Consider the following 26,518-nt stretch of genomic DNA (forward strand, 5'->3'; position numbering starts at 1 on the left):
CTCTGCTTCCTGGTTCGGGTCAGACGAGGTCCGGCGCGGTGAGCAGCTCGCGGAGCCTGCCCCGGTCCGCCTTGCCGTTGGCGTTGAGCGGCAGCGCGTCCAGGTGGACGTAGCGCCGCGGCACCATGTGCACGGGGATCTTCTTGCGCAGCCACAGCAGGAACGCCGTCGACTCGACCGGGCTGCCGGTGTGGAAGCCGACCAGCTCGGTGTCGTCACCCCTGCGGTGCGCGATGACGACGGCCTGCGAGACGTCCGGGTGCTTGCGCATCGCGGCCTCGACCTCGCCCAGCTCGACGCGGTAGCCGCGGACCTTCACCTGGTTGTCGAGCCGGCCCAGGTGGACCCACTCCCCCTGCTCGACGCGCACGCGGTCGCCGGTACGGTAGTAGTGCGCGGGGGTCAGCGGGCCGTCGCCGTCGTAGGGCTCGGCGCGCTCGCCGTCGAAGGCGAGGAACCGGCCGGCGTTGTCGCCCGGGTCGAGGTAGCCGTCGAAGCGCTGGGAGCCGCGCACGCACAGCTCGCCCTCCTGCGCCGGGCGGCCGTCCTCGTCGAGCACCACCCGGTCGAGGAAGTCGTACACCGGACCGATCGGCACGGTGTCGTTCGACGTCCCCGGCCAGTCGGCGGGGTCGGCGGGCAGCCGGTACTCGGTGCACGCCACGGTCAGCTCGGTGGGGCCGTAGACGTTCTCGATCACCGCGTCCGGGGCGACCGCGTGCCACGCGGCGGCCTGCCGCGCGGTCAGCTGCTCGCCGATGAACACGCTGTGGCGCAGGGTGTTCACCAGGCCGGTGGGCAGGTTGCCCAGCTCGGCGCTGACCGAGACCACCGACGGCACCGAGAACCAGTGCGTGATGCCGTGGTTGACCAGGTAGTCCACCGGCGTGAGCAGCTCGTTGCGCTGCGGCGCGACCAGCGTCGCGCCCCCGCCCCAGGTGACGAACAGGTCGAACACCGACGGGTCGAAGGTCAGGTCGAACGTGTGCGACATCCGGCAGCCCGGCTCGACCCGGTAGCGCTCGATGTTGTGCGCGATGTAGGGCGAGAGGTTGCGGTGCCGGACGGGCACGCCCTTCGGCCGCCCGGTGGACCCGGAGGTGAACAGCACGTAAGCCACGTCGTCCGGGGACACCGCGTACGGCGGGAGGTCCGCCTCCACCGCGCCGGTGTCGGTGATGTCGGCCTCGGTCAGCCGCACCACCGTCGGCACGAGCGCGTCCAGCTCGGCGTCGCGCTGGGCGGCGCCGGACTCGTCGACCACGACGAGGTCCACGCCCGCCAGCTCGCACACCATCCGGTTGCGGTCGGCGGGGTAGGCCGGGTTGAGCGGGGTCACGGTGGCCCCGAGCCGCAGCGCGGCCAGGTAGCCGGTGAACGCGACCCGGCTGCGGGCCGCCAGCAGCGCCAGCCGCCGCGGCGGCGCGCCGTGCTCCCGCAGCAGCCGGTCTGCCAGCGACACGACCTCGCGGTGCAGCTGCCCGTAGGTCACGGCCTCGCCGCGGACCTCCAGCGCGGGCCGGTCCGGGTGGCGGCGCACCGAGCCCTCGAACCACTCGTAGAGGGTGCGACCGCCCAGCTCGGGCGCGTGCACGGACATGGTGGTCGTCTCCGGCTGCCGCGTGGGCACCAGGTGCAGCCGCTCCACGCCCTCCGGCCCCACCGGGGGCGCCAGCTCGGCCGCGCAGCGGCAGGCGGTGTCGGTGAACCCGGCGAAGCGGTAGGCCACCTCCATCATCCGGTTGCGGTCGGTGCGCCGGAAGTCCGCCACCAGGTGGGCGCCCGCGCGGGCGGCCTGGTCGGTCAGCCAGCGCAGGATCACCGCGCCGGTGCCGAACGCGACCACGCGGCACGAGGTCGCGAGCAGCTTGAGGTTCCACACCCCCGCGTGCTTCTCGATGAGCATCACGCCGATGGCGCCGTGCGGGCCGAAGCGGTCCCTCAGCGTCGCCACCAGCACCTCGTGCCGCGGGTCGGCGATCAGCGCGCGCAGGTCGGCGTCGGAGTAGTGCACGCCGGTGGCGTTCATCTGGCTGGTGCGCAGGGTCAGCTCCTCGACCCGCGCCAGCGCCTCCTCACCGGCCCGCTCGATGCGCAGCTCCAGCTCCAGCGACCGGAGGAACTCCTCGTCCGCGCCGCTGAACTCGGCCCGCGCGGCGTCGCGCTGGAACCCGGCCTGGTACATCCGGCGCCGCTGCCGGGAGTCCTCGGTGACCACCGGGGTGAACTCCGGCAGGTCGAGCAGGGCCAGTGCCCGCTCGGCCTCGTAGCAGCGCACCTCGGGCAGGTGGTAGGCCACCTCGGCGCGCTCGGTCGGCTGGTCGTCGATGAACGCGATGGTGCGCGGCGCGAAGTTCAGCGCGTCCGCGATCGCCCGCACCGAGCCCGACTTGGGGCTCCAGCCGATCTGCGGCAGCACGAAGTACTCCGCGAGGCCCAGCTCCTCCAGCTTGGCCCACGCCTGGTCGTGGTCGTTGCGGCTGGCGACGGACTGGAGGATGCCGCGCGAGTCCAGCTCGACGACGACGCGGCGCAGCTCGTCGACCAGCTCGACCTCGCCGTCCTCCAGCAGGGTCCCCCGCCACAGCGTGTTGTCCAGGTCCCAGACCAGGCACTTGACCGCCGGCTGCTCGCTCACCCGTGCTCCCCCTTCGTTCACACTTCCCACAGCGTCACCGCCCAGGCCGCGACCGGGCTGTTGTTGAGCACCAGCACCAGGTCACCCCGCCCCAGCTCCCCGGAGGCCAGCAGGCGGTCGAGGTTGAGCACGACGTCCATCGCGCCCAGGTGCCCCAGCTCGCGCAGGTGCTGCCCGCACACCGGGTGGATGGGCACGCCGAGCAGGGTGGTGTAGAAGTCGTAGGCGCTCGCGGTGACGTTCTGCATGAGCGTCGCGCCCACGTCGGCCTTGGTCACGCCCGCGTCGGCCAGCACCTGGTCGACCAGCCGGTCCAGCCGCTTCTGGCTGTGCATGGCCAGGTCGAAGCGGTAGCGGTCGGCCGACTGGCACTCCTCGCGCCACTCGTACCAGGGTGCCTGCTTGTAGTCGACCCGGAACAGGTCGTGGAAGCTGCCGTCGGTCTCCATCCGGTGCGCCCGCAGCACCGGCCGCCCGCCGCGCACCATCGTCATGGCGTACGCGCCGTCGCCGATGACGGTGACCGGGTAGCGGATGCGGTCAGCGCCGGTCGGCCTGCTGGCGTGGGCGATCAGGACGCTCTCCCGCGACGGGTCCGCCACCAGCAGGTCGCGGGCGAGCGCCCAGGCCGCGCTGGAGCCGGTGCAGCCCAGGCCGTCCACGGTGAACGAGAACGACGCCAGGCCGCTGCCGTGGGCCACCGCGCCCACGTCCGAGCCGAGCAGCACCTCCGGCGAGCGGGGGCTGACCAGCATCAGCACGTCCGGCTGCCCGGGGTTGGCCGCGAGCAGCTCGCGGCACGCCCGCGCGGCCAGGTCCGTGGTGGGCTCCTCGTCGAAGACCGCGACGGTCTCCACGCCCGCGGCCCGCGCGAACTCGGCCTCCTCGTGGGCGAGCGAGGCGAACTCGGGCAGGTCGACGACCTTGGCGCGGTCGTCGGGCAGCACGCAGCGGATGGCGCCGATGCCGATGCCGGCGCCCCCGGCCCCGGTCGGGGCGCTCACGACGCCACCGCCAGGGCGTGCTCTGCCAGCACGAGCCGGCAGATCTCGTTGCTGCCCTCGATGATCTCCATGAGTTTCGCGTCCCGGTAGGCGCGGGCGACGACGTGGCCGTCCTCGGCGCCCGCGGAGGCGAGCACCTGCACGGCGGTCGAAGCCTGTCGCGCGGCGTTGGTGGCACTGACGTGCTTGGCCACCACGGCGGCGGTGACCATCTCGGGCGAGCTGTCGTCCCAGCACCGGCTGGCGTGCTCGCAGACCCGGGTGGCCACCTGCTCGGCCACCAGCAGGTCCGCCAGGTGCCCGGCGACGAGCTGGTGCTCGGCCAGCGGCCGGCCGGACTGGACCCGGGAGGCCGCGTGCCGCGTGGCCGCAGTCAGGCAGGCCCGCAGGATGCCGACGCAGCCCCAGGCCACGGACACGCGGCCGTAGGTCAGCGCGGTGGTGACCAGCATGGACACCGGCTGCCCCGCGCCGCTGAGCAGCGCGTCGAGCGGCAGCCGGACGTCGCGCAGCTCCACCGTGGAGTGACCGGCCGCGCGGCAGCCCATCGGGTCGGGCACCGGGCGGACGGACACGCCCGCGCCGGTGGTCGCCGCGACCACCGCGGCGGCGCCGTCGCCGAACCGCCCGACCACGACCAGCAGGTCCGCGTACCCGGCGCCGGTGAGCCACACCTTGGTGCCGTCCACCACCACCGAGTCGCCCTCGACCCGGATGGTGGTGCCCATCGCGGACAGGTCGCTGCCCGCGCCGGGCTCGCTGAACCCGATGCCGACCAGCTCACCGCCGGTGAGGCGGGACAGGTAGTGCTTGCGCTGCGCGGCGGAGCCGAACCGCTGCACCGCCCACGCCGCCATGCCCTGCGAGGTCATCAGGCTGCGCAGCGAGCTGCACAGCGAGCCGACGTGGGCGGTGAACCCGCCGTTGTCCAGGCTGGACCAGCCCCGCCCGCCGAAGCGGGCGGGCACCTCGGCGCACAGCAGGCCCTCCTCGCCCAGCCGCCGGACCACCTCGGTGGGGATGCGGCCCGCGCGGTCCCACTCGCCGGCGCGGTCGCCGACGAGCCCGGTGACCAGCGCGCGGGCCTCGCTCAGGTCGTCACTCACCGCTGCCCTCGTCCTGGAGCCTGCGCACCAGCGCGACCATCGCGTTGACGGTGCGGAAGTTGTCCAGCTTGAGGTCCTCGCCCGCCACCGAGACGTCGAACGCCTTCTCCAGCGCCATCACGAGCTGGAGCGCGAACAGCGAGGACACCGCGCCCGACGCGAACAGGTCCGTGTCGGGGGCCCAGGTCTTCTTGGTGTGCTGCTCGATGAAGCGCAGCACGTGCTGCTCGATCTCGGCGTCGCTCCGGCCGGTGGTGGTGGTCTGCCGGGGGGTAGACAGGGTCACGACTGTGCCTCTCCGTGTTCGTAGAAACCGCGGCCGGTCTTGCGGCCGTGGTCGCCGGCGGCGACCTTCGCGACCAGCAGGTCGCACGGCTCGTAGCCGAGGTCGCCGGTGCGTTCGCGCAGGACCCTCAGGGAGTCCACGACGTTGTCCAGGCCGATCAGGTCCGCGGTGGCCAGCGGGCCGGTGCGGTGCCCGAGGCAGCCCTGGAAGACCGCGTCCACCGCCTCGGGGGTGGCGCGGCCCTCCTCGACGATGCGGGCCGCCTCGTTGATCATGCGCTGGAGGATGCGGTTGATGACGAACCCGGGCCCGTCCCCGACCACGACGCCCTCGCAGTCGAGCGCCGCCAGCAGCGCGTCGGTGCGGTCCTTGGCGTCCTGCCCGGTGCGCGGGCCGTGGATGACCTCGACGGTGCGGATCAGGTAGGGCGGGTTCATGAAGTGGATGCCGACGAGCTCCTCGGGCCGGGCGGTCCAGTCGGCCTGCTCGTCCACCGGGATGGCCGAGGTGTTGGTCACCAGCAGCGTGCCGGGGCGCACCGCCGCGGACACCTCCGCGAGCACCTTGGCCTTCACCTCGGGCAGCTCGGTCACGGCCTCGATGACGGCGTCGGCGTCGGCCAGCCGGTTCACCGAGGTGGTGGTGACCAGCTCGCCGACCGAAGCGGTGCGCGGCAGCCTGCCCATGAGCTGGGCCAGCCGCAGCTGCTGCGCCACGTTGTCCCGGGCGCGCTCCAGCACGGCGTCGTCCACGTCGACCAGCACCACGGGCAGGCCGCGGCCGATCGCCAGCGTCGCCAGGGCCGTGCCCATCGTGCCCGCGCCCACCACGCCGAGCCGGTTGATCCCCTGCTCGCTCATCGAACCTCCACCAGGTCTTGGTCGTCCACGTCGGACCGGACGAGCAGGTCGCCGATCAGGTCGCCGAACTTCGGGTGCCGCTCGGCGAGGAAGGTCAGGCAGCGCCGCAGCAGGTCACCGGTCGGCGCGGAGCCCAGCTCGGCGCGCTCCAGCCACGGCCGCCAGGCGACCGCCTCCAGGCCGTCCTCGTCCAGCTCGTGGCCGTCGAGCTCGTAGAGGGCCATCGTCGACAGCAGCCCGCTGCCGGTCTCCAGCGCCTTGTCCGCGACCCGCCGCTGCCAGGTCTCCGGGGTCACCGCCTCGGTCCGCCAGCCGGCGCCGGCCAGCAGCCCGAACAGGCGGCGCGGGCTGAAGCTCTTGCGGTCCACCAGGTGGTAGACCCGCCCGACCGAGCCGGGCGAGACGGTCAGCTCGGCCATCGCCCTGGACACCACGTCCACCGGGGCCATCGGCATGGCGCGGTCGTCGAGCGGGTGCGCGCCGACCGCGAGGCCGCTGGTGAGGACGTTCCAGATGAGGTCCTTGTCGTTGCAGGCGCCGGTCTTGGTCGAGCCGAGGATGAACCCGGGCCGGAAGATCCGCACCCGCATCCCGTCCTGCTCGGCGCGCTCCAGCAGCCGCTCGGCCACCCACTTGCCGACGCCGTAGCCACCCTGCTGGGGGTCCAGCGGCTGGTCGCGGGTCTCCAGGATCTTGTTGTCGGTGCCGAGCGCGTAGTGCGTGGCCGCGACGGTGGAGACGAAGCTGAAGTCGCGGATGCCGTGCCCGCGCATCCAGCGCAGCAGGTCGACCGTCGCCAGGACGTTGTCCTCGCGCAGCACGCGGTAGGGCTCGGTGAACACCACCTTGGCCGCGCAGTGCAGCACGTAGCCGATCCGGCCGGCCAGCTCGCCGTCCCGGTAGGACTCCAGCAGCCCGGTGACGTCCCGCAGGTCGCCCAGGACCAGGTGCACGCGGGCCGGGTCGGGCTCGGGCAGGCCGAACTTGGCCGAGGCGTCGCGCAGCCGCTGCCGGGCCCGCGCCTCGTCGTCCGCGCGGACCACGCAGTACACCCGGCCCTCGGTGACCGCGAGCAGCTCGTGCAGCAGGAACGTGCCCAGGAAGCCGGTGGTGCCGGTGAGCAGCACGTCCCGGCCCGGCGCCTCGAACGGCGCCAGCTCGCCCAGCGGCAGCTGGAGGTCGCGGTCCACCAGGTCGCCGTCGCCGTCGGCGATCGGGTCGATGTCGGACGAGCCGCGCTCGGCGCCCGCCCGCAGGCCGCGCACGATCTCGGCGATGCGCCGCACGGTGGCCTTGCTGCCGCCCGCCCGGTGCACGTTGACCAGCACGTCGAACCGCTTCTGGATCTTGAGCACCATCTGCACGGACAGCAGCGACGAGCCGCCGAGCGCGCCGAACTCGTCGTCCAGGCCGACCCGGCCGCCACCGAACAGGTCGCGCCAGACCTCCAGCAGGCCCTGCTCCACGTCGTCGGCGCCCACCACGGGCTCGGTCGACGGGGCGGCGGGGACGGCCGCGCACGCCGGCGCGGGCGTGGCGTGCAGGGCCGGGTAGCGGTCCAGCGCCCAGGCCCGGCGGCGGGACAGCGGGTAGGCGGGCAGCGGCACGCGGCGGCCGGTGCCGTCGGACAGCGCGGCCCAGTCCACCTCGACGCCGTGCAGCCAGGCGTCGGTGATCGCCTCGTCGACGTCCCCCGGCGCGGACACCACGTGGGTGTTCGGCGGCGGGTTGTCCTCGGGCCCGGCGACGACCTCCACGTCCGCCCCGAAGGCGAGCGCGAAGCGGTCGAGCACCGCCTGCTCGACGCCCTCGGCCGCGTCGATCAGCGCGCGGCGCGGGGTGGCGCGGACCGTGCGCGCCGCCGGCGGCCCCGGCAGGCGCAACGCGGCGGCCAGCCTGCCGGCGGGCGCGCTGACCACGCGGCGCTCCGGGAACGCCTTGCGGCCCACGCGCAGGGTGTGCGCGACGTCGGCCGCCGCGTCGGGGTCGAGCGCGTCGGCGAGCCGCTTGGACATGGCGTCCAGCTCGGTGCGGGTCCGCGCGGACAGCACCAGCCGCACGACCTCGTCCGCGCGGGCGGCGGGCCGGGTGGGCGCGGGCGGCGGGGCGAGCACCGCGGCGACGTTCGTGCCGCCCAGGCCCATCGAGTTGACCAGCACGTGCCGGTCGCGGTCGGTGGTGGCGCCCGTCTCGGTGGCGATGTGGAACGGGCTCTCGGCCAGCAGGCCCGGGTCGCGGGGCCGCTCGAACATCGGGTGCGCGGGCAGCGTGCCGGTCTGGGCGATGCGGACGGCCTTGATGAACCCGGCGATGCCCGCGGCCGGGCCGGTGTGCCCGATGTTGGCCTTCACCGTGCCCAGCGAGCAGAAGCCGGTGCGCGAGGTGCTGGCGCGCAGCCCCTCGGCCAGACCGCGCAGCTCGATGTGGTCGCCCAGCGAGGTGCCGGAGCCGTGCGCCTCGACGTAGCGCAGCTCGTCCGCGCCGACGCCCGCCACGCGCAGCGCGCCGGAGACGACCTCGGCCACGCCGAGCGGGTTGGGGGCGGTGAAGCCGGAGCGGTCGGCGCCGTCGTTGCCGACCGCGCTGCCCTTGACCACGGCGAGCACGTGGTCACCGTCGGCCAGGGCGTCGGACAGCCTGCGCAGCGCCACCACGCCCACGCCGGAGCTGAACGAGGTGCCGGTGGACCTGGCGTCGAAGGCCCGGCAGAAACCGTCGGCGGACATGAGCCCGCCGGGCTGGTAGCGGTAGCCCGCGATCGGCTCCAGCACGGTCGCGCCGCCGGCCAGGGCGATGTCGCACTCACCGGACAGCAGGCTCAGCGTCGCGTAGTGCACCGCGTACAGCGAGGACGAGCAGGCGGTCTGCACGCCGACCGTCGGACCGCGCAGGCCCAGCTTGTAGGCCACCCGGGAGGGCAGGAAGTCGCCCAGCCCGCCCAGGTGCAGGTCCACGTCGTCGATGGCCGCGGCCATGCCCTCGGCCTGCGCCTTCGCCGCGAACAGCACCGAGGTGTAGGTGCTCTGCGCGCCGCCCGCGAACACGCCCACGACGGGGCCGCCCGGCCGGGGCGCGTGCCCGGCGGTCTCCAGGGCCTCCCACGACGCTTCCAGGAAGACGCGCTGCTGCGGGTCGATCAGCTCCGCCTCGGTGGGCGGGTAGCCGAAGAACTCGGCCGCGAAGTCGGCGTGGCCGGGCAGGCTCGTGCCCACCCTGACGAAGTCGGGCTCGCCCAGCATCGCCTCGGTCACCCCGGCGGCGAGCATCGCCTCGCGCGGGAGCTCCCGCAGCGAGACCACGCCGTCCTCCAGGTTGCGCCAGAAGTCCTGCGGGGTCCAGGCGTCCGGGAACCGGGCGCCGATCCCGACCACCGCGATGTCGGTGTCGCTCACCGGGTCATTCCCCCTGTCCGGTGCGGCGGGCGCGACCGAGCAGCCCGCGGCGGTTGGTGGCGCCCAGCTCGACCAGCTCGCGCGGGGCGTCGGGCGAGGTGAGCAGCTCGACCTGGGCGCGGACGGTGCTGTGCTGGAACAGGTCGGCCGCCTCCAGCTCGCGGTCGGTCAGGCCGCCGAGGCGCTCCAGCAGCACGATGAGCAGCAGCGAGTCGCCGCCGATCTCGAAGAAGTTGACGTCGTCCGGCACGGTCGTGCGGTCCAGCACCTCGGCCCAGGCTTGCCGGACCCCCTCGGTGGTGGCCGCGAGGTCGGTGGCGGTTTGCGTGTTCACTTGCGGATCTCCTTGAGTGCGGGCGCGTCGAGGTCGACGGCGAGGTCGCTCGCCGCGGCGGTCACCGAGGCGAGCAGGCCGGCCGCGGTGCCGGCGTCGAACAGTCCGGTGGCGCAGGAGGCGGCCAGTTCCACCCGGTCGGGCAGGTCCGTGGCCACGAGCTCGAACTCGTACTTGATGTGCGTCGGTTCCGGTGGCAGGTAGCGGGCCGTGGTTCCGGGCCCGAGGTCCGGCGGCTCCGCCGGTGCGGGCAGGGCCGTGGTGTAGACCGGGGTCACCGGCGGCCTGCTCAGGTCGCGGCCCGGGTGCAGCGCCGCCGCGATGGCGTCGAACGGCACGTCGGCGTCGCGGTAGCAGGCGGTGCTGCGGTCGCGGACGCGGACCAGCAGCTCGCGCCAGGTCGGCTCGTCGCGCAGGTCGACCCGCAGCACCAGGGTGTTGATGAACATGCCCACCGCGTCCGCGCTGCCCGCCCGGTCCCGGCCGGCCCAGGGGAAGGCGAACAGGAAGTCGCGCTGGTCGCCGCGGCGGGCCAGCGCCACCGCGAGCAGCGCGGCGGTGGTCATGAACGTGGTGCAGCCCAGTTCGGCGCCCGCCGCCCGCAGCGCGGCGGTGACCTCGCGGTCGAGCAGCGCGGTGGTGGTGCGGCCCCCGGTGGACTGCACGGTCGGCCGCGGCCGGTCGCGGGGCAGGTCGACGTCCGTGGGCGCGCCCCGCAGGGCTGCCACCACCTCGGCGACGCGCGCCTCGTCGACCGGCTCGCCGGCCAGCGCGGCCGGGTGCACGGGGTCGGCCAGGTCGTCCCGGCCCCGGTACACCGCGGCGATCTGCTCGGCCAGCACCTGCTGCGACCACCCGTCGGTGACGATGTGGTGGGCGGTGAGCACGAGCACGGCGCGGTCGTCGAGCGCGACGACCTCGGCCCGCGCCGGCGCGTCGACCGCGAGGTCGAACGGCGTCCAGCAGGCGTCGGCCAGGTGGTCGGCCACCTCGTCGGCGGACCAGCCGGCGGCGTCGGTCACCACGACCTCCGGCGGCGCGCCGTCGGTGCGGTAGAAGACCTTGCGCTGCTTGGCGTCCAGCGCGAACCGGGAGCGCAGGGCCGGGTGGCGGCCCAGCACCAGCTCCACGGCGCGGCGCAGGGCGTCGAGGTCGACCCGGCCGGTGAACTCGGTCAGCACCGGCGCGAGGTAGGCCGACCGCAGCGCGGAGACCTTGTCCATGAACCAGAACCGCTGCTGCACCGCGGTCACGGGGAAGCGGTCGTCCGCCGCCGGCGCGGCGACGGCCTCCGGCTCGGGCGCGGTGAGCAGCGCGGCGAGCCCGGCCACGGTCGGGTCGGCCAGGAAGTCCCGCAGCGCCGCCCGCGTGCCGGCCAGCATCTTCACCGCGAGCAGCGAGTGGCCGCCCCTGGTGAAGAAGTCGGCGTCCGCGCCGAACTCGGCGACGTCGCGGCCGAGGGCGTCGGCGAACAGCCGCGCGGCGCGCTCCTGGTCCGGCGTCAGCTCGCCCGCGGGCGCGGTGGCGTACGGCAGGCGCACCGAGCGCAGCGCGCCGAGCGCGGCGAAGTCGGTCTTGTCGTTGGCGGTCATGGGCAGCGCGTCGACCACGTGCACCTCGGCGGGCAGCACCGCCGCGGGCAGCCAGCGCAGCAGTGGCTTGAGCACCTCGTCACGGGTGGGCAGCGGTGCGTCCGGCTCGGCGAGCTCGATCCACGCCACGAGCCGCAGGGGCTCGCCCTCGGCCTGGACCGCGGCGGCGCGCACCTCGGGCCGCTCCTCCAGCAGCTTGCGGACCTCGCCCAGCTCGATGCGGTTGCCCAGCACCTTGACCTGGTCGTCCACCCGGCCCAGGCACTCGACCAGGCCGTCCTCGCGCAGCACGACCCGGTCGCCGGTGCGGTACATCCGGGCGTCGGGCCCCTCCCCGTGCGGGTCGGGCAGGAACGCCGCGCCCGTCCGCTCGGGCTGCCCGAGGTAGCCGAGGGCCACGCCCGCGCCGGCCACGTACAGCTCGCCCGGGACGCCCACCGGCAGCTCCTCCCGGTGCGCGCCCAGCACGTAGGCGCGGGTGCGGGGCAGCGGCACGCCGATCGCGGGCGCCCGCCCGTCGGCCAGGTCCACCGGCGCGAACGTGCTGATGCAGGACGCCTCGGTCGGGCCGTAGATGTTGCGCATCGGCACGCCCCAGCGGTCCAGGCACTCCCGGGCCAGCGCGGTGGGCAGCCCCTCGCCGCCCACGTACAGGGTGCGCAGCGCGGTGGGCGCGGGATCGTCGTCGGCGTCGAGGACCGCGCGCAGCAGGCTCGGGGTCATCGAGGTGACGGTGACCCCGCGCAGCAGCCGGGCCAGCGCCGTGGGGTCGCGCCGCTCCACGTCGTCGGCGAAGACCAGCTCGGAGCCGGCGATCAGCGAGCGGAACACCTCGTGCGTGGCGCCGTCGAAGGAGGTCGACCAGGTGCACAGGACCCGGTCGGCCGGGCCCAGGTCGATGTCGCGCGCCCACCACACGGCGGTGTTGAGCATCCCGCCGTGCGGCACCAGCACGCCCTTGGGCCTGCCGGTCGTGCCGGAGGTGTAGATGACCACGGCCGGTTCGCGGCCGGTCAGCACCGGGTCGGGCAGCGTGGGCGCGGTCGGCGTGGGCGCGGTCGGCGTCGATTCGGGCGGGGTCGATCCGGGCAGCGTCGGTGCGGCCGGCGTCGGTGCGGGCAGGTCCCGCGCGGCGCGGAGGTCCTCGATCCGCACGGCGTCCACCCGCGTGCCGTGCGCCGCGAGGAGCGCCGCGCCGGCGTGGTCGACCAGCACGACCCGCGCGTCCAGCTCGGCGAGCACGTGGTCCAGCCGGTCGGCCGGGGTGTCCAGGCTCAGCGGCGCGTAGGCGGCGCCCGTGCGCAGCGCGCCCAGCCAGCCCGCGACGAGCGCCGGGCCGCGCGCGGCCAGCACGGGGACGAACGCGGCGGGGCCGGCGCCGCGGTCGGCGAGGTGGTGCGCCACGGCGCGCGACCAGGCGTCCAGCTCGCGCCACGACACGCGGTCGCCGGCGGCGCTGACCGCGCTGGCGCCGAGGTCGGTGAAGCCGCGGCCGACCAGGTCGAGCACGGACACCGCCCCGTCCAGGTCCTGGTCCGCGCCGACGAGGACGCCCTCCCGGGCGGCGCCGAGCGGCAGCCGCGCCACGGTGGTGCCGGGGTCGCGGACGGCGGCGGTCAGCAGGGTGAGGAAGTTCCCGGCGAGCCGGGCCGCGACCTCGGCGGGGTAGACGTCGGTGTCGAACTCGATCCGCCCGCGCGGGCCGCCCCGCTCCTCCTCGACGATCAGGATCAGGTCGAACTTGGCGGTCCCGGTGGGCAGCAGCTCCGGTCCGGTCCACCGCCCGTCCGCGCCCGGGGCGGGCATGTTCTGGAGCGCGAAGCCGATGGTGGCCGTGCCGCGCGAGGTGCGGGTGGTCAGCCGGTCGAACGGGATGCGCTGGTGGGTCAGCGACTGGAACGCCTCGGTGCGCACCCGCTTGCACAGCTCGGCGAACGCCAGGTCCGGCTCGGGCCGGCAGCGCAGCGGCACGGTGTTGACGAAGAAGCCGACCAGCTGCTCCACCGAGGCGTGCGGGCGGTTGGCGGTGACCGTGCCGACCAGGAAGTCGTCGCGGCCGGACCACCGCTGGAGCACCGCCTGGTACGCGGCGAACAGCACCACGAACGGGGTGGCGCGCAGCGTCCGGGCCAGGTCCCGCACGCCGGTCCACAGCTCCGCCGGGATCGCGAACACGTGCTCCTCGCCCGGCCGGTCGCCGTCGGCCACCGCGGCGCGGGGGCGCGCCGGGCCCAGCACGAGGTCGCCGGGCACCTCGTTCAGCTGCTCGGCCCGGTCGGCGAGCAGCTTCTCCATCGCGGGCGAGTCGGTCACGGCCCGGTCCCACACCGCGAAGTCCGCGTACTGGACGGGCGGCTCCGGCAGCGCGGCCGGCTCGCCCGCCTCGACCGCGTCGTAGGCCGCGGCCAGGTCCGCGAACAGCGAGGGCAGCGACCAGCCGTCCACCGCGATGTGGTGCACCACGAGCAGCACCAGGTCCCCGCCGGGCACGCCGCGCCACACCGCGCAGCGCAGCGGCGGCCGGTCCGCGAGGTCGAAGCCCCGCCGGGCGAGGTCGGCGGCCTCGGCGCGGGCGCGGTCCCGAGCACCGTCCACACCGGACAGGTCGACGACCTCGACCGCCGGTTCGCCGGTGTCGCCGATCTCCTGCACCAGCGCGCCGTCACGCAGGTGGTAGGTCGTGCGCAGCACCTCGTGGCGGTCCACGACGGCCTTGAGGGCGGCGGTCAGGGTGGCGGGGTCGACGGTCCCGCGCCAGCTCAGCAGGAGCGGGACGTTGTAGGTCGCGGAGCCGGGCGCGGCGGCGTCGATGAACCACAGCCGCTCTTGGGCGAACGAGAGCGGCGCGACGCGAGCACCCAGCCTGGTGGGGCCGGAAGGCAGGTCATTCACGCGTGGGATCTCCGAATCGGGCATGGCGAGGACACCTCGGGGCGCGGTGCGGCCCGGGGCGCGTGGGGACGTGCGGTGGTGCCCCGGCCGTGCCGGGGTGGTGGTTCGGCGGACGTGCCGCTAGGGCTTGGCGGACACCCGCTCGCCCACCCGGTCGGCCAGTTCGGCCAGTGACTCGGCGAGCAGGACGTCGGTGGGCTCCACGTCGACCGCGAGCCGCTCGCGGAGCCGTGAGGCCAACTGGATCGCGAGGATCGAGTTGCCGCCCACGTCGAAGAAGTTGTCCAGGGAGTCCACAGCGGACACCCCCAGCACGTCCTTCCAGACGAGTTCGACCTGTCCCGCCACACCTACCAGAGCCGGCTCGTCGGTCGTGGATACACCCTCACCGGGAATTCCCCCGTCCTCCTCGGCCGGGGACCGCGGAGGGGCGAAGATCGCGGCGCGGTCCACCTTGCCGGTGGGCCCGTAGGGCAGTCCACCGAGGACGTGCCAGCGGGTCGGCACCACGTAGGCGGGCAGCGAGCGCGCCAGGGCGCCTTCCAGGGCGGCGGGCAGCCCGGCGGCGTCGCCGAGGTCCGCGCCGGGCACGGGCAGCACGGCGCAGGCCAGGTAGGCCGAGGGACCCTCCCCCAGCTTCTCCGCGAACGCGCTGTCCACCAGGCCGGTGGCCAGGACGGCCCGCTCGACCTCCTCCAGCTCGATCCGGAAGCCGCGCAGCTTGACCTGCCGGTCCCGCCGGCCGAGCACCTCCAGCGCGCCGTCGGGCAGCACCCTGGCCAGGTCACCGGTGCGGTACACCGGGCCGTCGCCGTCCGGGGCGGGCACGAAGCGCTCGCGGGTGAGGTCGGGTCGGTTCAGGTAGCCCAGCGCCACGCCGGGCCCGCCCACGCACAGCTCACCCGTGGCACCCGGTTCGACGGGCCTCAGGTCGGCGTCGAGCACGTGGACCGCGGTGTCCTGGAGGGGGAACCCGACCGGGACGCGGTCGCGGCCCGCCAACGAGTCGGGCGTGCAGTCGTAGTAGGTGGCGAAGGTCGTGGTCTCGGTCGGTCCGTAGCCGTTGACGAGTCGACCGGGCGGGCCCTCGGCCAGCACCCGCAGGCAGGCCGCCAGGTCCAGCTGCTCCCCGCCGACGACCACGGTCCGCAGGTCCCGGAAGGCACCGGGCCGTTCCCGCGCGACCATGTGGAACAGCGAGGTGGTCAGGAACATCGTGGTGATGCCCTCGGTCCGCACCAGTTCGGCCCAGTCGTCGAGGCGCAGCTCGGTCACGGCCGGGAAGACCACCACCGCGGCGCCCGCGGTGAGGGTGTGCCACACCTCGAAGGTGGTGGCGTCGAAGGCGGGGTTGGACGCGTTGGCCACGCGGTCCCCCGGTTCGACGGCGCAGTAGCGGGCGTTGGAGACGAGCCGGACCACGGCGCGGTGCGGCACGACGACGCCCTTGGGGCGCCCGGTGGAACCGGAGGTGAAGTTGACGTAGCAGGGGTCGTCGCCGGCGGCGCGCACGTCGGTCCCGCGCGGGACGGTCCCGTCCACACCGGCCGCGTCCACACCGGCCCTGTCCACGGCGGCGGCGCGGTCCTCGTCCTCCCGCGCGTCGGTGACCTCCAGGTCGGCCGCGGTCAGCGTGGTGCGGACACCGGCCTCCTCCAGCAGCAGGGCGCGGCGCTCGGCGGGAGCGTGCGCGTCCAGCGGCAGGTAGGCCCCGCCGGCGCGCACCACGCCCAGCAGCGCCACCACCAGGTCGACCGAACGCCCCAGGTCGACCGCGACGACCTCACCGCGCTCGACGCCTCGGAGCGCCAAGCCGGCCGCGACGCGCTCGGAACGCGCCCACAGCTGTCGGTAGGTCAGGGACTCCCCCGTGCCGGGCGAGTGGACGGCGCACGCCTCCGGTCGGACCCGGACGTGACGCCACACCAGCTCGGAAAGGCCGGCGGTCCCCCGTCCGCGCTCGTGCTCGTACTGCGCGCGCTCGGCAGCGCGCGCTCCAGTTGGTGCCAATGCTTCCCCCAGTGGCAACGACGCCCTCACGGCGTCTGAGCGACCGCAACGCTAGGTGAACAACAGACCAACAGCCAATAGACCGTTAGTGGCGATAAGGAAAACGAATGGGCTTTACCAGGGCTTGAACTGGGCCTCCCTGGTCACAGGGCGTGACTCCCATTAGACCGATCAGTGGTTTATAGATAGGCGATGAACCCGACCAAAAGACCCTTGCGGGAGCGCGCGCCTCCGGTACGGTCCACGCCCGTGACTCGACTAGCGTTTCTCGGACTGGGCCGAATGGGCTCGCTCATGGCCGGCCGCCTGGTGGCGGCGGGCCACGAACTCACCGTGTGGAACCGCACCGCGGAGCGCACCGCACCGCTGGTCGACGCGGGCGCCCGCGCCGCGGGCACGCCGGCGGAGGCGGTCGCCGGCGCCGAACTGGTGATCACCATGCTCACCGGGCCCGAGGCCGTGGAGGCGGTGTTCGCCGGGCCGGACGGCGCGGCCGCGGGCCTCGCGGACGGCGCGCTGGTGGTGGAGATGTCGACGATCGGGCCGCGGGCGGTGGCCGCGCTGCGCGAGCTCCTGCCCGGGGGCGCCCGGCTGGTCGACGCCCCGGTGAAGGGCAGCCTGCCCGCCGCGTCCTCCGGGGAGCTGGGCATCTACGCCGGCGGCTCCGCGGACGACGTCGCGGCCGCCTCCGAGGTGCTGGCGGTGCTGGGCAAGGTCAAGCACGTGGGGCCGCTCGGCGCGGGCGCCTCGGTGAAGCTGCTGGTCAACATCGTGCTCGGCGCGTCGTTCGTGATGGTGGGCGAGGCGCTGGCGCTGGCCGACGAGCTGGGCCTGGACCAGGAGCTGGCGCTGACCGCCCTGGAGGGCACGGTGGTCAGCCCGCTGGTCCCGCGCGTGCGCAAGAAGCTCGACGACCCCGGTTCCACCCAGTTCTCCCTCGACCTGGCCGAGAAGGACCTGCGGCTGGTGCTGGAGGCGGGCGGCGTCGACGGCGGCGTGGTCGCGGGCGCCAGGGAGCGGCTGGCCGCGGCGGTGCGGGACGGCCTGGGCGACGACGACATCAGCGCGGTGCTCCGTCACCTGCGCGGGAAGTAGCGGCCGTGCCGCGGTTCCGCCGGGCCGAGGTCCTGGAGCGGCTGCGCGCCAAGGCCGCGCGGGGTGAGGTCGTCGTGGGCGGCGGCGCCGGGACGGGCCTGTCGGCCAAGTGCCAGGAGAACGGCGGCGTCGACCTGCTCACGGTGTTCAACTCCGGCCGGTACCGGATGGCGGGCCGCGGCTCGCTGGCCGGGCTGCTGGCCTACGGCAACGCCAACGAGGTCGTCGTCGGGATGGGCCGGGAGATCCTGCCCGTGGTGACGCGCACGCCGGTGCTCGCGGGCGTCAACGGCACCGACCCGTTCCTCGATCCGGAGGTCTTCCTCCCCGAACTGGCGCGGATGGGGTTCTGCGGCGTGCAGAACTTCCCGACCGTCGGCCTGATCGACGGCAACTTCCGGGCCAACCTCGAAGCCACCGGCATGGGGTTCGACCTGGAGGTGTCGCTGATCGCGGCCGCGGCGGCGCACGACCTGCTCACCGCGCCGTACGTGTTCTCCGCGCGGGACGCGGAGGCGATGGCGGAGGCGGGCGCGGACATCGTCGTCTGCCACCTGGGGCTGACCGTCGGCGGCACGATCGGCGCGGTGTCCTCGCGCGGCCTGGACGAGTGCGCGGGGCTGCTCCAGGAGTGGGCCGACGCGGCGCACGCGGCGCGGGACGACGTGCTGGTGCTGTGCCACGGCGGCCCGATCGCCGAGCCGGAGGACGTGCGGCACGTGCTGGGCGCCACCACCGGCGTCCACGGCTTCTACGGCGCGTCCTCGCTGGAGCGGATGCCGGTCGAGGACGCGATCACCGCGCAGACCCGCCGCTTCACCGGTCTGACCCGGCCGGTGGGCTGACACACCGCGGGGCCGACCCACCGCGGGGTGCGCCGCCTCTCGCGGCGCACCCCGCGGTCGTCACAGCCGCGGGTCTCCTCAGCGTCGGTGCAGACCGGCGTACAGGCCGTTGATCAGTTCGCCCTGCGGTGTGTCGCCGTCCAGCGACCAGATCATCGCGCCGCCGAGTTCGCGGTCACGGATGAACCGACCCTTGCGCTCGAGCTCGATCGGGTCGTCGTAGGTCCAGAACGTGGTGCCGTCGAACAGCCAGGCGTGGCCTGCCGCCTCGTCGCGGTGGAGCCTGTACCTCCCGTCGGCCAGCAGGTCCTTGAGCAGGCGGTAGTCGTCGTAGCCCGCCTCGTAGGTGGCCGGGGCGGGGCCGGTGGACTGCTGGAACAGGCCGTTGTTCGAGTTGGTCACGCCGGTCCAGCCGCGGCCGTAGTACGGCACGCCGAGGACGACCTTGTGGCGCGGCGCCCCGCGCTGGAGGTGCGCGTCGACGACGATCTCACCGCTGTCCGGGGGCGTGGTCGGGTCGCCCTCGGGCACGCGGAGGGCCGACTGCTGGTTGGTGGTCCTCTCCCAGGTGCCGTGGTAGTCGTAACCCTGCACGGTGGCGAAGTCGAGCAGCCGGTAGACCTTCTCGACCTCGTAACCGCGGTCCAGCGCCTCGCGGTTGGCGGGCAGGAACGCGGTGAGGTCGTAGGACCTGCGGTCCCTCAGGCCCTGCGTGAACAGCTGCACGCGGTACTCGCGCAGCAGCTCGGTGAAGTTCCGCTTGTCCTCGGGGCGCACGACGTTGCCGGGGTTGCCCTCGGTGGCCGGCCACTCCCAGTCCAGGTCGATGCCGTCGAACACGCCCTTGGCCGCACCGGCGGGCGCTCCCGGCAGGTTGCCCTTCAGCCACAGGTCGACGCAGGACTTCACGTGCGCGGCGCGCGACTGCCGGGTGAGCGCGGCGTTGGAGAAGTACTTCGACCCCGTCCAGCCGCCGAGGGAGATGTAGACGCGCAGCTTCGGGAACCTCTGCTTGAGCTGCTTGATCTGGTTGAGGTTGCCCGCCAGCGCCTGGCCGGGCCGGTCGGCCCTGCCGTTGACGGCCTGCTCCGCCGTGAAGGGCCGCCGGTAGTCGGCCACCGGGTCGGAGCTGACGCACCTGCCCTGCTCGTCGAGGAGGCCGAAGGCGTAGTTGAGGTGGGTGAGCTTGGCCGCGGTGCCGTTGTCGACCAGGTAGCGGACCGGGATGCCGCGGTCGGCGAAGCTCCACTGCGTGTAGTACCCGACGGTGCGGACGGCGCCGGAGCCGTGGCGGTCGTGGGCCTGGGCCGGGGCGCCGGCGACCAGCAGCCCGATCGACAGGGCGCCGGCCGTGACGGCGGCGCCCCACCTCTTCATCGACATCGTTCTCCTCGCACTGGCGGTGGCTACGGGGTGGTCCGGACCACGCTAGAGGGAGGTCTAGACCACTGGTACGCCCGGACGGCGTAACCGCCATCGGCACCCCGTACCCGGAACCCGACGAAGGACCCTGACCGCGGGCGGTCGCCTGTGACAGGGTGTCGCGACGCGATCCGATCCGCTGCGAGGAGACAACCTTGAGACCCAGACGATTAGCTCGGCCAGTGCTCGCGGTGGCGAGCGCGGTGGTGGTGCTCGTGGCCACCGTCCAACCCGTGTCGGCCCAGCAGCAGGACGCCGACTACACCGTCCTCGTGGAAACCGGTGCGCCGCTCCCGGCCGCGCGTGCCGCCGTCGAGGCCGCCGGTGGCCGGGTCACCGCCGAGAACGCCGCGGTCGGCACGTTGACCGTGACGGCGCCGGCCACGGGGTTCGTCCGGCGCGTCACCGCCGCCGACGCGGTGTTCGGCGCGGCCCCGGTGCGGCCGATCGGCCACACCCCCCGCAGCGCGAACCGGCAGGTCCGCGAGCAGCACGAGGTCGAGACCGAGCACGTCGGCGCGAACACCCGGCCCGCACCCGAGAGCCGACCCCGCGCGGCGGCCGGTCTCGACCCGCTCGACGACGCCCTGTGGGGCCTGCGCCTGGTGCGCTCCGACATCGCCCGCGCCCGGCAGGCCGGTGACCGGCGAGTCCACGTCGGCGTGCTGGACACCGGGGTCGACGGCACGCACCCGGACATCGCGCCGAACTTCAACCGCGAGCTGTCCCGCAACTTCACCATCGACATCCCGAACGACCCCAACGGCGACGAGCTGGACGGGCCGTGCGAGTTCCGCGGCTGCGTCGACCCCGCCGACCGCGACGACGGCGGCCACGGCACGCACGTCGCGGGCACCATCGGGGCCGCCGCCAACGGCTTCGGCGTGTCCGGCGTCGCGCCGAACGTGTCGCTGGTCAACATCCGCGGTGGCCAGGACTCCGGCTACTTCTTCCTCCAGCCCGTGGTGGACGCGCTGACCTACGGCGCGGACATCGGCCTCGACGTGATCAACATGTCGTTCTACGTCGACCCCTGGTACATGAACTGCACGGCCAACCCGGCCGACGGCACCGAGGCGCAGATCGCCCAGCGCACCACGATCACCGCGGTCCAGCGCGCGCTCGACTACGCGCACCGCAAGGGCGTCACCCTGATCGGCGCCGGCGGCAACAACCACGAGGACCTGGGCAACCCGCGGACCGACGCGGCCAGCCCGAACTACCCGCCGGGCGCCTCCTACCCCCGCGCGATCGACAACGCGACGTGCCTGAACCTCCCGACCGAGGGCAACCACGTCATCTCGGTGTCCGCGCTCGGCCCGTCGACGGCCAAGGCCGACTACGCCAACTACGGCACCGAGCAGACCGTGCTGTCGGCCCCCGGCGGCTACTTCCGCGACGGCCTGGGCACCGACTGGTACCGCACCAACGAGAACCTGATCCGCTCCGCCTACCCCCGCAACGTGGCGGTGGCCGCGGGAGACGTCGACGCCGACGGCGCCATCACCCCCCAGGGCCTCGCGGCCGGGGTGGCCAGGTACTGCGACGCCACCACCTGCGGTTTCTACCGCTACCTCCAGGGTTCCTCGATGGCCGCGCCGCACGCCACCGGCGTGGCCGCGCTGGTGGTCAGCCAGTACGGCAAGAAGGACCGGGCGCACCCCGGCACGCTGACCATGTCCCCGGACCGGGTGCAGGCGGTGCTGGTCAACACCGCCACCCCGCGGGCCTGTCCCGAGCCGCGCACGGTGTCGTACGAGGACGTCGGCCGACCGGCCGAGTTCACCGCGACCTGCGTGGGTGACACCCGGTTCAACGGCTTCTACGGGTACGGCATCGTGGACGCCTACGGCGCCGTGACCCGCGGCGGCGACTTCCTCTGACCCGGTGCCGGGCGGCAACGCGCCCGGTACGACGACCGGCCGAGCCCTGAGCGGATTCCGCTCAGGGCTCGGCCGGTGGTGCCCGACGAGGTCAGGAGAGGACCTCCAGGTGGGCGTTGACCCGGTAGTGGCCACCGCCGTGGCCCTTGTACCACCCGGACATGGTCGGCGAGCGGGAGTCGTCCCAGCCCAGGTAGATCGGGTTCTCGTACATGAACTTCGCGTTCGACGGCAGCTTCACGTTCACGTGCTGCGGCGCGAAGAGGTCGTCCTGGAAGAGCTTGACCAGCCACCCGATGAAGGTCTTGACCAGCCACGCGACCACCTTGCCGATCGCGCCGGCGATGGCCGCGCCGAGGTAGGGCGAGAGCACGCCCTGGACCAGCTTCTCGATCGCGGTCTGGACGTAGCCCTTGACCTGCTCCCAGGCGTTCGTCAGGGCCTTGGAGAACCCGCCGAAGCCGTCCCTCTCGGCGAGGAAGACGCTGTGCCCGTAGTACCGCGGCCACACGCCCGCCTGGGACATGTTCAGCGTGGAGAACCGCTTGCCGCCGTTGCCGTAGGTGATGATCTCACCGGTGTCGAAGTCGTCGTGCACGTTGAACGGGCTGATCTTCGTGGTCACCCCGTCGGAACCGATGGTCAACCCGCCCATCGAGATCTCGTCGCTCGGAGACCAGTCGTCGGTCTCGCCCAGGCACTTCACCGAGGTGATGTCCAGGGCGAGCGCCTTGACCCGCTCGATGGTGGACGGGTCGACCCCCAGCCTGCGGGCCTCCTCGTGGACCTGCTGCTCGGCCGCGCGCCCCTCGGTCGCCAGCTGGTCGGCCTGGCCGCTCAGCCGGGCGGTCAGCGCCGCGCGGTCCACCCGCAGCGTCTCGGCCTGGAAGACGCCCGCGAACCCCAGCCGGGCGTGGGTGGCCCAGTCGTTCCTGCCGTACTGGCCGAACTCGGCGACCCTGGCGTCGACGTCGGCGTTGACCATCGCCTGCGCCGAACGGGTGATCTCCCGCCGCACCTCGGCGGGCACGGTCAGCAGCCCGGCCCGCAGGCCGGCCTCCACCGTGCCCTCCGGGTACTCCCGGGTCGGGTCGGCCGCCACCACCGCGGTGGAGTACTCCAGGGCGTCCGCCGCGGCGTTGACGACGGCCAGCACCTCCGGGTCGGTGCGCGTCGGGTCCGGCAGGGGCACCGACGGGAAGTCCTGGTCCTCCTCGACCACCGTGGTCGTGCCCACCTGGGCGACGGCGTGCCCCGGGACGAGCGCCGCGGCCATCGCGGCGGTCACCACGACCGCGGGCAGCGCACGGCGCCACGACCGCTTCGGACGACTGCGGAAGTGTGTACTCATCGACACTTTCCCCTCGGTTACCCGGCGAGCCCTCCCCGCCTGACACCGAAAGGTCTACGGACGTGTCGTTGTCCCGCTGTTGTGGTGCTGTTGTGGCCGCCGCTCCGCCTGCCCGCCGCTCCGCCCGCCTGCCCGCTCGCCCGCTCGCCGTCGCGCCGGGACCTGACCCGCGGATCCGGTCAGGTCCCGGCGGGTCGTCCGCCGCGGGGCCAGGAGGCGCTCAGTAGATGCGGAACGACGTCCCGGTCACCAGCGTCCCGCCGAACGTCGCCGTGGTGTTGGGGCCGAGCGCCACCTGCGCGCACGCCCCGACCCAGCACGCCCGCGCGGTGTACCGGCCGGTGTACCAACTGCTCCGGTAGGGCCAGGAGCCGGTGAACGTCCCGGGCGTGCCGAAGAAGCCCTGGTGGGCGTAGGGCGTCCGACCCGCGTGGTAGCAGCCCTCACCCGAGTTGCAGTAGTTGTGGTTGGAGATGAGCGTCCCGAACTCCCCCACCGGCACGGCCGACACCACCCGCCCGGTCGCGGCGTCCAGCACCACGTGCTTGGGGACGTCGGACAGCAGGTCCACCGCCACGGCGCCGCCCGGCGGCTGCGTCGCGGACGCGACCCCGGCGCCCCCGAACAGGAGCGAGGCACCGAGTGCGAGAACTGTGGCGAAAACAAAAGAAAAACGTTTCTCCGATGACACGGGCGTTCTTCCCCCTCCGAATTGGTCGAATTTCCTCCCGCATTGCATACTTCCGACAGGGGGCGTATGTCGTACACCGCCGATTGAGCGCCCGGAGAAGTCGAGAGCGCTACCCAGCGTATGCACGCTTACCCACCCGAAAGGCCGCGGCTCCCTGTTCGGGTGGAATAACGATACGCACTTGCCGCACTTCTGCGGTCGATATGACCGAAGCACGGCACGACATTTCCCCGTCAAGTCCGCGCGTCGAACGCACACGGTGTGCGCGCTGCCGCCGGGCGAGTAGCGATCCCGACGCACCCGCGCCTTCGCACCTCACTTGCCGGGCCCCTGGGCCGGCGACCCCCGGCGGTGTTGCGTCGGGTGGGCGAAAGCGACTGGCCTGATCGAGGGACACCGCTCGGCATGGGCGGATCGCGCCGGGCGCGGTGTGGAGACTGGTCCGCGGCTGCACCAACACGACATGACGCCGGTCGGGGGACACGGTGAAATTCGGGCTGCTGGGCACCGTCGAGGTGCGCGACGAAAACCACGAGATCCGGCTGAGCGGCGTACGCCAACGAGCGGTGCCGGCGGTGTTGCTGCTGACACCCGGCCAGGTCGTGCCGCTGCACCGGTTCATCGACGCGCTGTGGGACGTGGGAGGAAGGGCCTCCGGCCACCGCGCGCAACAGCGTCCAGGGGTGCGTGTCCCAGTTGCGCGCGGTGCCGGCGGGAGACCCCGGGGTCCGCCTCGTCCACCGGACACCGGGATACCTGCGCGACGAACCGGGCCCGCCCCTCACCGGGGCGAAGCGGCCGCCGACGGTGATCCCGCGTCAACTCCCGCCCGCCCCGGCGGCGTTCGTGGGCCGCGACCGGGAACCGGCCGCGTTGACCTCCTCCGTGGACGGTGGCGGGCACGCGGTCGAACCCGCGGCCATCTCGGCCGTCGCAGGTCCGGGTGGCGTGGGGAAGACGTGGCCGGCGCTGCACCGGGCCCACCGCAACGCGGACAGGTTCCCCGACGGCCAGTTGTTCGCGAACCTGCGCGGGTGCGACGCCGACGGAGACCCCGTGCCGGCCGCCGAGGTGGTGCGCGGGTTCCTCGGCGTTGGGGGTCGCCCCCGAGGCCGTACCGGTCGATCCCCGGGCGGGGGTGGGGCTGTACGGCTGGGCGCCGAGCGAGTCGAATCCGAGCCTGACGTGGTCTCCGACCTGATCACCCACCGCGCGGGCCTGCCCCTGGCCCCGGGGGTCGTCGCCGGCCGCCACCCCGCACCCCGACTTCCCGCTCGCCGGGTTGGCCGCCGAACTGCGCGACGCCGACACCCGCCTGGCGGCGCTGGAGACCGGCCACCCGGCCACCGACCTGGCGGCGGTGCTGTCCTGGTCCTGCGCCGCCCTGCCGCAGCAGCAGGCGACGGCGTTCGGGCTGCTCGGCCTGGTGCGCGGACCGGACATCGACCTCCGTGCCGCCGACGAGCCCGGTCGGCACGACGCGGTGTGGCGGATCGCCTGGGCGTTGGACACGTTCCACTCCGACGAGGCACCGGGACACGCCGTCGTCCCGCTCGTCACCGCCAGATCGTGCAGGCGACCTCGGGGTAGTTGCCGGCCTTCCCGCAGGCGCGCATGAGGTTGCCGCGGTTGTTGGAGGCGTCGGTGTGGTTGCTGCCACCGCTGTCGATCCTGGTGACCCGGAGTGCGGTGTCCTCATCCCCCTCCCTCTCCCGGCCCCGGTGATGACCACGGTCACCAGGGCCGCTGATCCGGCGCTGAGCGTGCGCTGATCGAACGCTGAGCCTCCCGTGCCCGGACGCGGTGCTCAGCCACCCGACCCGGCTCGACCGACCGGCACCCGGACCGCGTCGACCCGGCGGAACGAACCGCCGGCATCGAACGCAGATCGAATGCGCGGCCACCTGGAATAGACCGAAAATAGAACACATATGTGAACAGGACCACCCCCTGAAACAACCACATATGTGAACCGGAAATCCGGCGTTGACATGTGCGGAACACACCTCTTACGGTGCGATGAGAATCACTTTCCCTGCCCCTCGCCTGACTCCTGTCGGGAAAGGAAAAAACCCATGCGCACAACTGCCGGGAACAGGCGCGCCCTGCCCCGGGCCGCGGTCATCGCCGCCGCGGTCCTGGTCGCCTCCCCGCTCACCGCGCCCGGCGCGGCCCCCGCCCTGGCCGCCACGTCCGCCGACGGCTTCGCCTCGGTCTCCGCGCTCGGCCAGAACGGCACCACCGGCGGCGCGGGCGGCGCGGTGGTCACCGCGACCACGCCGGCCCAGTTCCTGGACTACATCTCCCGGTCCGGTCCGCTGGTCGTGCAGGTCAAGGGCACCATCACGCTGCCGACCGGCAGCTCGGACGGGATGCACGACGTGTCCTCGGACAAGACCGTCATCGGTCTGGGGACCGACGCCCGGCTGGTCGGCGGCGGGCTCAACATCGGCCTGCCGGTGGACGACGACGTGACCTCTCCCCCGGCCAACGCCGTGCACAACGTGATCATCCGGAACCTCTCCATCTCCGGTGCGACCGACGACCTGATCAACGTGCAGATGTTCAGCCACCACATCTGGATCGACCACAACGACTTCTCCAACGGCGATGACGGCGCGGTCGACATCAAGCGCGGCTCCGATTTCGTGACGGTCTCCTGGAACAGGTTCCACGACCACGACAAGACGTTGCTGCTCGGTCACGACGACGACAACGGCGCGCAGGACATCGGCCGCTTGCGGGTGACCTACCACCACAACTACTTCGACGGTTCGGACCAGCGCAACCCGCGCGTCCGGTTCGGCGAGTCGGTGCACGTCTACAACAACTACTACCGGGACAACAGCTACGGCGTGGCGTCGGCGATGAACGCCGGGGTGGTGCTGGAGGGCAACTACTTCTACAGCGTGAACAACCCCGGTCGGGTGGACTTCAGCGGCGACCTGGGCCGCATGGTGCAGCGCGACAACATCCTGGTCGACTGCAACCACGAGATCGAGACGCGCGGCAGCGTGGTCGAGCCGCGCACCTACTACGCCTACACGCTCCACCGCGCCGCCGAGGTGCCGACCGTCGTGCCCGCGGGCGCGGGCGTCGGCAGGATCTGAGAGGACC

General features: G+C 73.6%; 17 protein-coding genes and 1 pseudogene. 5 read left to right on the forward strand and 13 right to left on the reverse strand.

What is annotated here, in order from left to right:
- Positions 1 to 19: 19 nt before the first annotated feature.
- From ACFP3R_RS23740 to ACFP3R_RS23785, 10 genes and pseudogenes are all read right to left on the reverse strand, one after another.
- Positions 20 to 1,600, reverse strand: coding sequence for an amino acid adenylation domain-containing protein (locus tag ACFP3R_RS23740; RefSeq protein WP_380638652.1), 1,581 nt, complete (start codon positions 1,598 to 1,600; stop codon positions 20 to 22).
- Positions 1,577 to 2,638, reverse strand: a pseudogene (locus ACFP3R_RS23745) (HAD-IIIC family phosphatase); the annotation flags it as partial. The pseudogene ACFP3R_RS23745 and the gene ACFP3R_RS23740, both read right to left, overlap by 24 nt.
- A 17-nt stretch (positions 2,639 to 2,655) precedes the next feature.
- Positions 2,656 to 3,642 carry a 3-oxoacyl-[acyl-carrier-protein] synthase III C-terminal domain-containing protein gene (locus ACFP3R_RS23750; protein WP_380638589.1) on the reverse strand — a complete coding sequence of 329 codons (987 nt, stop codon included), beginning with the start codon at positions 3,640 to 3,642 and terminating at the stop codon, positions 2,656 to 2,658.
- Positions 3,639 to 4,748, reverse strand: a complete 1,110-nt coding sequence (locus ACFP3R_RS23755) for an acyl-CoA dehydrogenase family protein (RefSeq protein ID WP_380638590.1) — start codon at positions 4,746 to 4,748, stop codon at positions 3,639 to 3,641. The genes ACFP3R_RS23750 and ACFP3R_RS23755 overlap by 4 nt, the downstream gene beginning before the upstream one ends.
- Complete coding sequence (locus tag ACFP3R_RS23760) at positions 4,741 to 5,034, reverse strand: acyl carrier protein (protein WP_380638591.1); 294 nt, start codon at positions 5,032 to 5,034, stop codon at positions 4,741 to 4,743. Before ACFP3R_RS23760 ends, ACFP3R_RS23755 begins: the two co-directional genes overlap by 8 nt.
- Entirely contained in the window at positions 5,031 to 5,894 is an 864-nt protein-coding gene (locus tag ACFP3R_RS23765) for a 3-hydroxyacyl-CoA dehydrogenase family protein (protein WP_380638592.1), read from the reverse strand. Before ACFP3R_RS23765 ends, ACFP3R_RS23760 begins: the two co-directional genes overlap by 4 nt.
- Entirely contained in the window at positions 5,891 to 9,286 is a 3,396-nt protein-coding gene (locus ACFP3R_RS23770; protein ID WP_380638593.1) for a thioester reductase domain-containing protein, read from the reverse strand. The genes ACFP3R_RS23765 and ACFP3R_RS23770 overlap by 4 nt, the downstream gene beginning before the upstream one ends.
- Before the next feature lie 4 nt (positions 9,287 to 9,290).
- A complete protein-coding gene (locus ACFP3R_RS23775; RefSeq protein WP_380638594.1) occupies positions 9,291 to 9,620 on the reverse strand; it encodes a phosphopantetheine-binding protein in 330 nt (109 codons plus the stop codon).
- Entirely contained in the window at positions 9,617 to 14,104 is a 4,488-nt protein-coding gene (locus tag ACFP3R_RS23780; RefSeq protein WP_380638595.1) for an amino acid adenylation domain-containing protein, read from the reverse strand. The genes ACFP3R_RS23775 and ACFP3R_RS23780 overlap by 4 nt, the downstream gene beginning before the upstream one ends.
- Before the next feature lie 120 nt (positions 14,105 to 14,224).
- A complete protein-coding gene (locus ACFP3R_RS23785; RefSeq protein ID WP_380638596.1) occupies positions 14,225 to 16,114 on the reverse strand; it encodes a non-ribosomal peptide synthetase in 1,890 nt (629 codons plus the stop codon).
- Between the two features lie 192 nt (positions 16,115 to 16,306).
- Here ACFP3R_RS23785 and ACFP3R_RS23790 point away from each other — a divergent pair, with 192 nt between their 5' ends.
- Both ACFP3R_RS23790 and ACFP3R_RS23795 read left to right on the forward strand, forming a co-directional pair.
- Positions 16,307 to 17,209, forward strand: coding sequence for an NAD(P)-dependent oxidoreductase (locus ACFP3R_RS23790; protein ID WP_380638597.1), 903 nt, complete (start codon positions 16,307 to 16,309; stop codon positions 17,207 to 17,209).
- A 5-nt stretch (positions 17,210 to 17,214) separates the two neighbouring features.
- Complete coding sequence (locus tag ACFP3R_RS23795) at positions 17,215 to 18,054, forward strand: phosphoenolpyruvate hydrolase family protein (RefSeq protein ID WP_380638598.1); 840 nt, start codon at positions 17,215 to 17,217, stop codon at positions 18,052 to 18,054.
- Between the two features lie 78 nt (positions 18,055 to 18,132).
- Here ACFP3R_RS23795 and ACFP3R_RS23800 read toward each other — a convergent pair whose 3' ends face one another.
- Positions 18,133 to 19,437 carry a glycoside hydrolase family 18 protein gene (locus ACFP3R_RS23800; protein ID WP_380638599.1) on the reverse strand — a complete coding sequence of 435 codons (1,305 nt, stop codon included), beginning with the start codon at positions 19,435 to 19,437 and terminating at the stop codon, positions 18,133 to 18,135.
- Positions 19,438 to 19,658: 221 nt separating this feature from the next.
- On the opposite strand from ACFP3R_RS23800, the gene ACFP3R_RS23805 reads away from it, so the two are divergent.
- A complete protein-coding gene (locus ACFP3R_RS23805) occupies positions 19,659 to 21,359 on the forward strand; it encodes a S8 family serine peptidase (protein WP_380638600.1) in 1,701 nt (566 codons plus the stop codon).
- A 91-nt stretch (positions 21,360 to 21,450) separates the two neighbouring features.
- Here the strand turns inward: ACFP3R_RS23805 and ACFP3R_RS23810 are convergent, their stop codons facing one another.
- Both ACFP3R_RS23810 and ACFP3R_RS23815 read right to left on the reverse strand, forming a co-directional pair.
- A complete protein-coding gene (locus ACFP3R_RS23810; protein WP_380638601.1) occupies positions 21,451 to 22,710 on the reverse strand; it encodes a hypothetical protein in 1,260 nt (419 codons plus the stop codon).
- Positions 22,711 to 22,930: 220 nt separating this feature from the next.
- Positions 22,931 to 23,287 carry a hypothetical protein gene (locus ACFP3R_RS23815; RefSeq protein WP_380638602.1) on the reverse strand — a complete coding sequence of 119 codons (357 nt, stop codon included), beginning with the start codon at positions 23,285 to 23,287 and terminating at the stop codon, positions 22,931 to 22,933.
- Positions 23,288 to 24,683: 1,396 nt separating this feature from the next.
- Here ACFP3R_RS23815 and ACFP3R_RS23820 point away from each other — a divergent pair.
- Complete coding sequence (locus ACFP3R_RS23820) at positions 24,684 to 25,019, forward strand: hypothetical protein (protein ID WP_380638603.1); 336 nt, start codon at positions 24,684 to 24,686, stop codon at positions 25,017 to 25,019.
- A gap of 457 nt (positions 25,020 to 25,476) precedes the next feature.
- Entirely contained in the window at positions 25,477 to 26,511 is a 1,035-nt protein-coding gene (locus ACFP3R_RS23825) for a pectate lyase family protein (protein ID WP_380638604.1), read from the forward strand.
- Positions 26,512 to 26,518 lie beyond the last annotated feature (7 nt).

Source organism: Saccharothrix lopnurensis, assembly GCF_042658445.1.
In the GTDB taxonomy this organism is placed as follows: Bacteria; Actinomycetota; Actinomycetes; order Mycobacteriales; family Pseudonocardiaceae; genus Actinosynnema; species Actinosynnema lopnurensis.

Bases quoted from the DNA above. Each gene is read 5' to 3' on its own strand.
- ACFP3R_RS23740 (WP_380638652.1), bottom strand. From the start codon at position 1,600: ATGTCCGTGCACGCGCCCGAGCTGGGCGGTCGCACCCTCTACGAGTGG.
- ACFP3R_RS23765 (WP_380638592.1), bottom strand. From the start codon at position 5,894: ATGAGCGAGCAGGGGATCAACCGGCTCGGCGTGGTGGGCGCGGGCACG.
- ACFP3R_RS23790 (WP_380638597.1), top strand. From the start codon at position 16,307: ATGAACCCGACCAAAAGACCCTTGCGGGAGCGCGCGCCTCCGGTACGG.
- ACFP3R_RS23800 (WP_380638599.1), bottom strand. From the start codon at position 19,437: ATGTCGATGAAGAGGTGGGGCGCCGCCGTCACGGCCGGCGCCCTGTCG.
- ACFP3R_RS23810 (WP_380638601.1), bottom strand. From the start codon at position 22,710: ATGAGTACACACTTCCGCAGTCGTCCGAAGCGGTCGTGGCGCCGTGCG.
- ACFP3R_RS23825 (WP_380638604.1), top strand. From the start codon at position 25,477: ATGCGCACAACTGCCGGGAACAGGCGCGCCCTGCCCCGGGCCGCGGTC.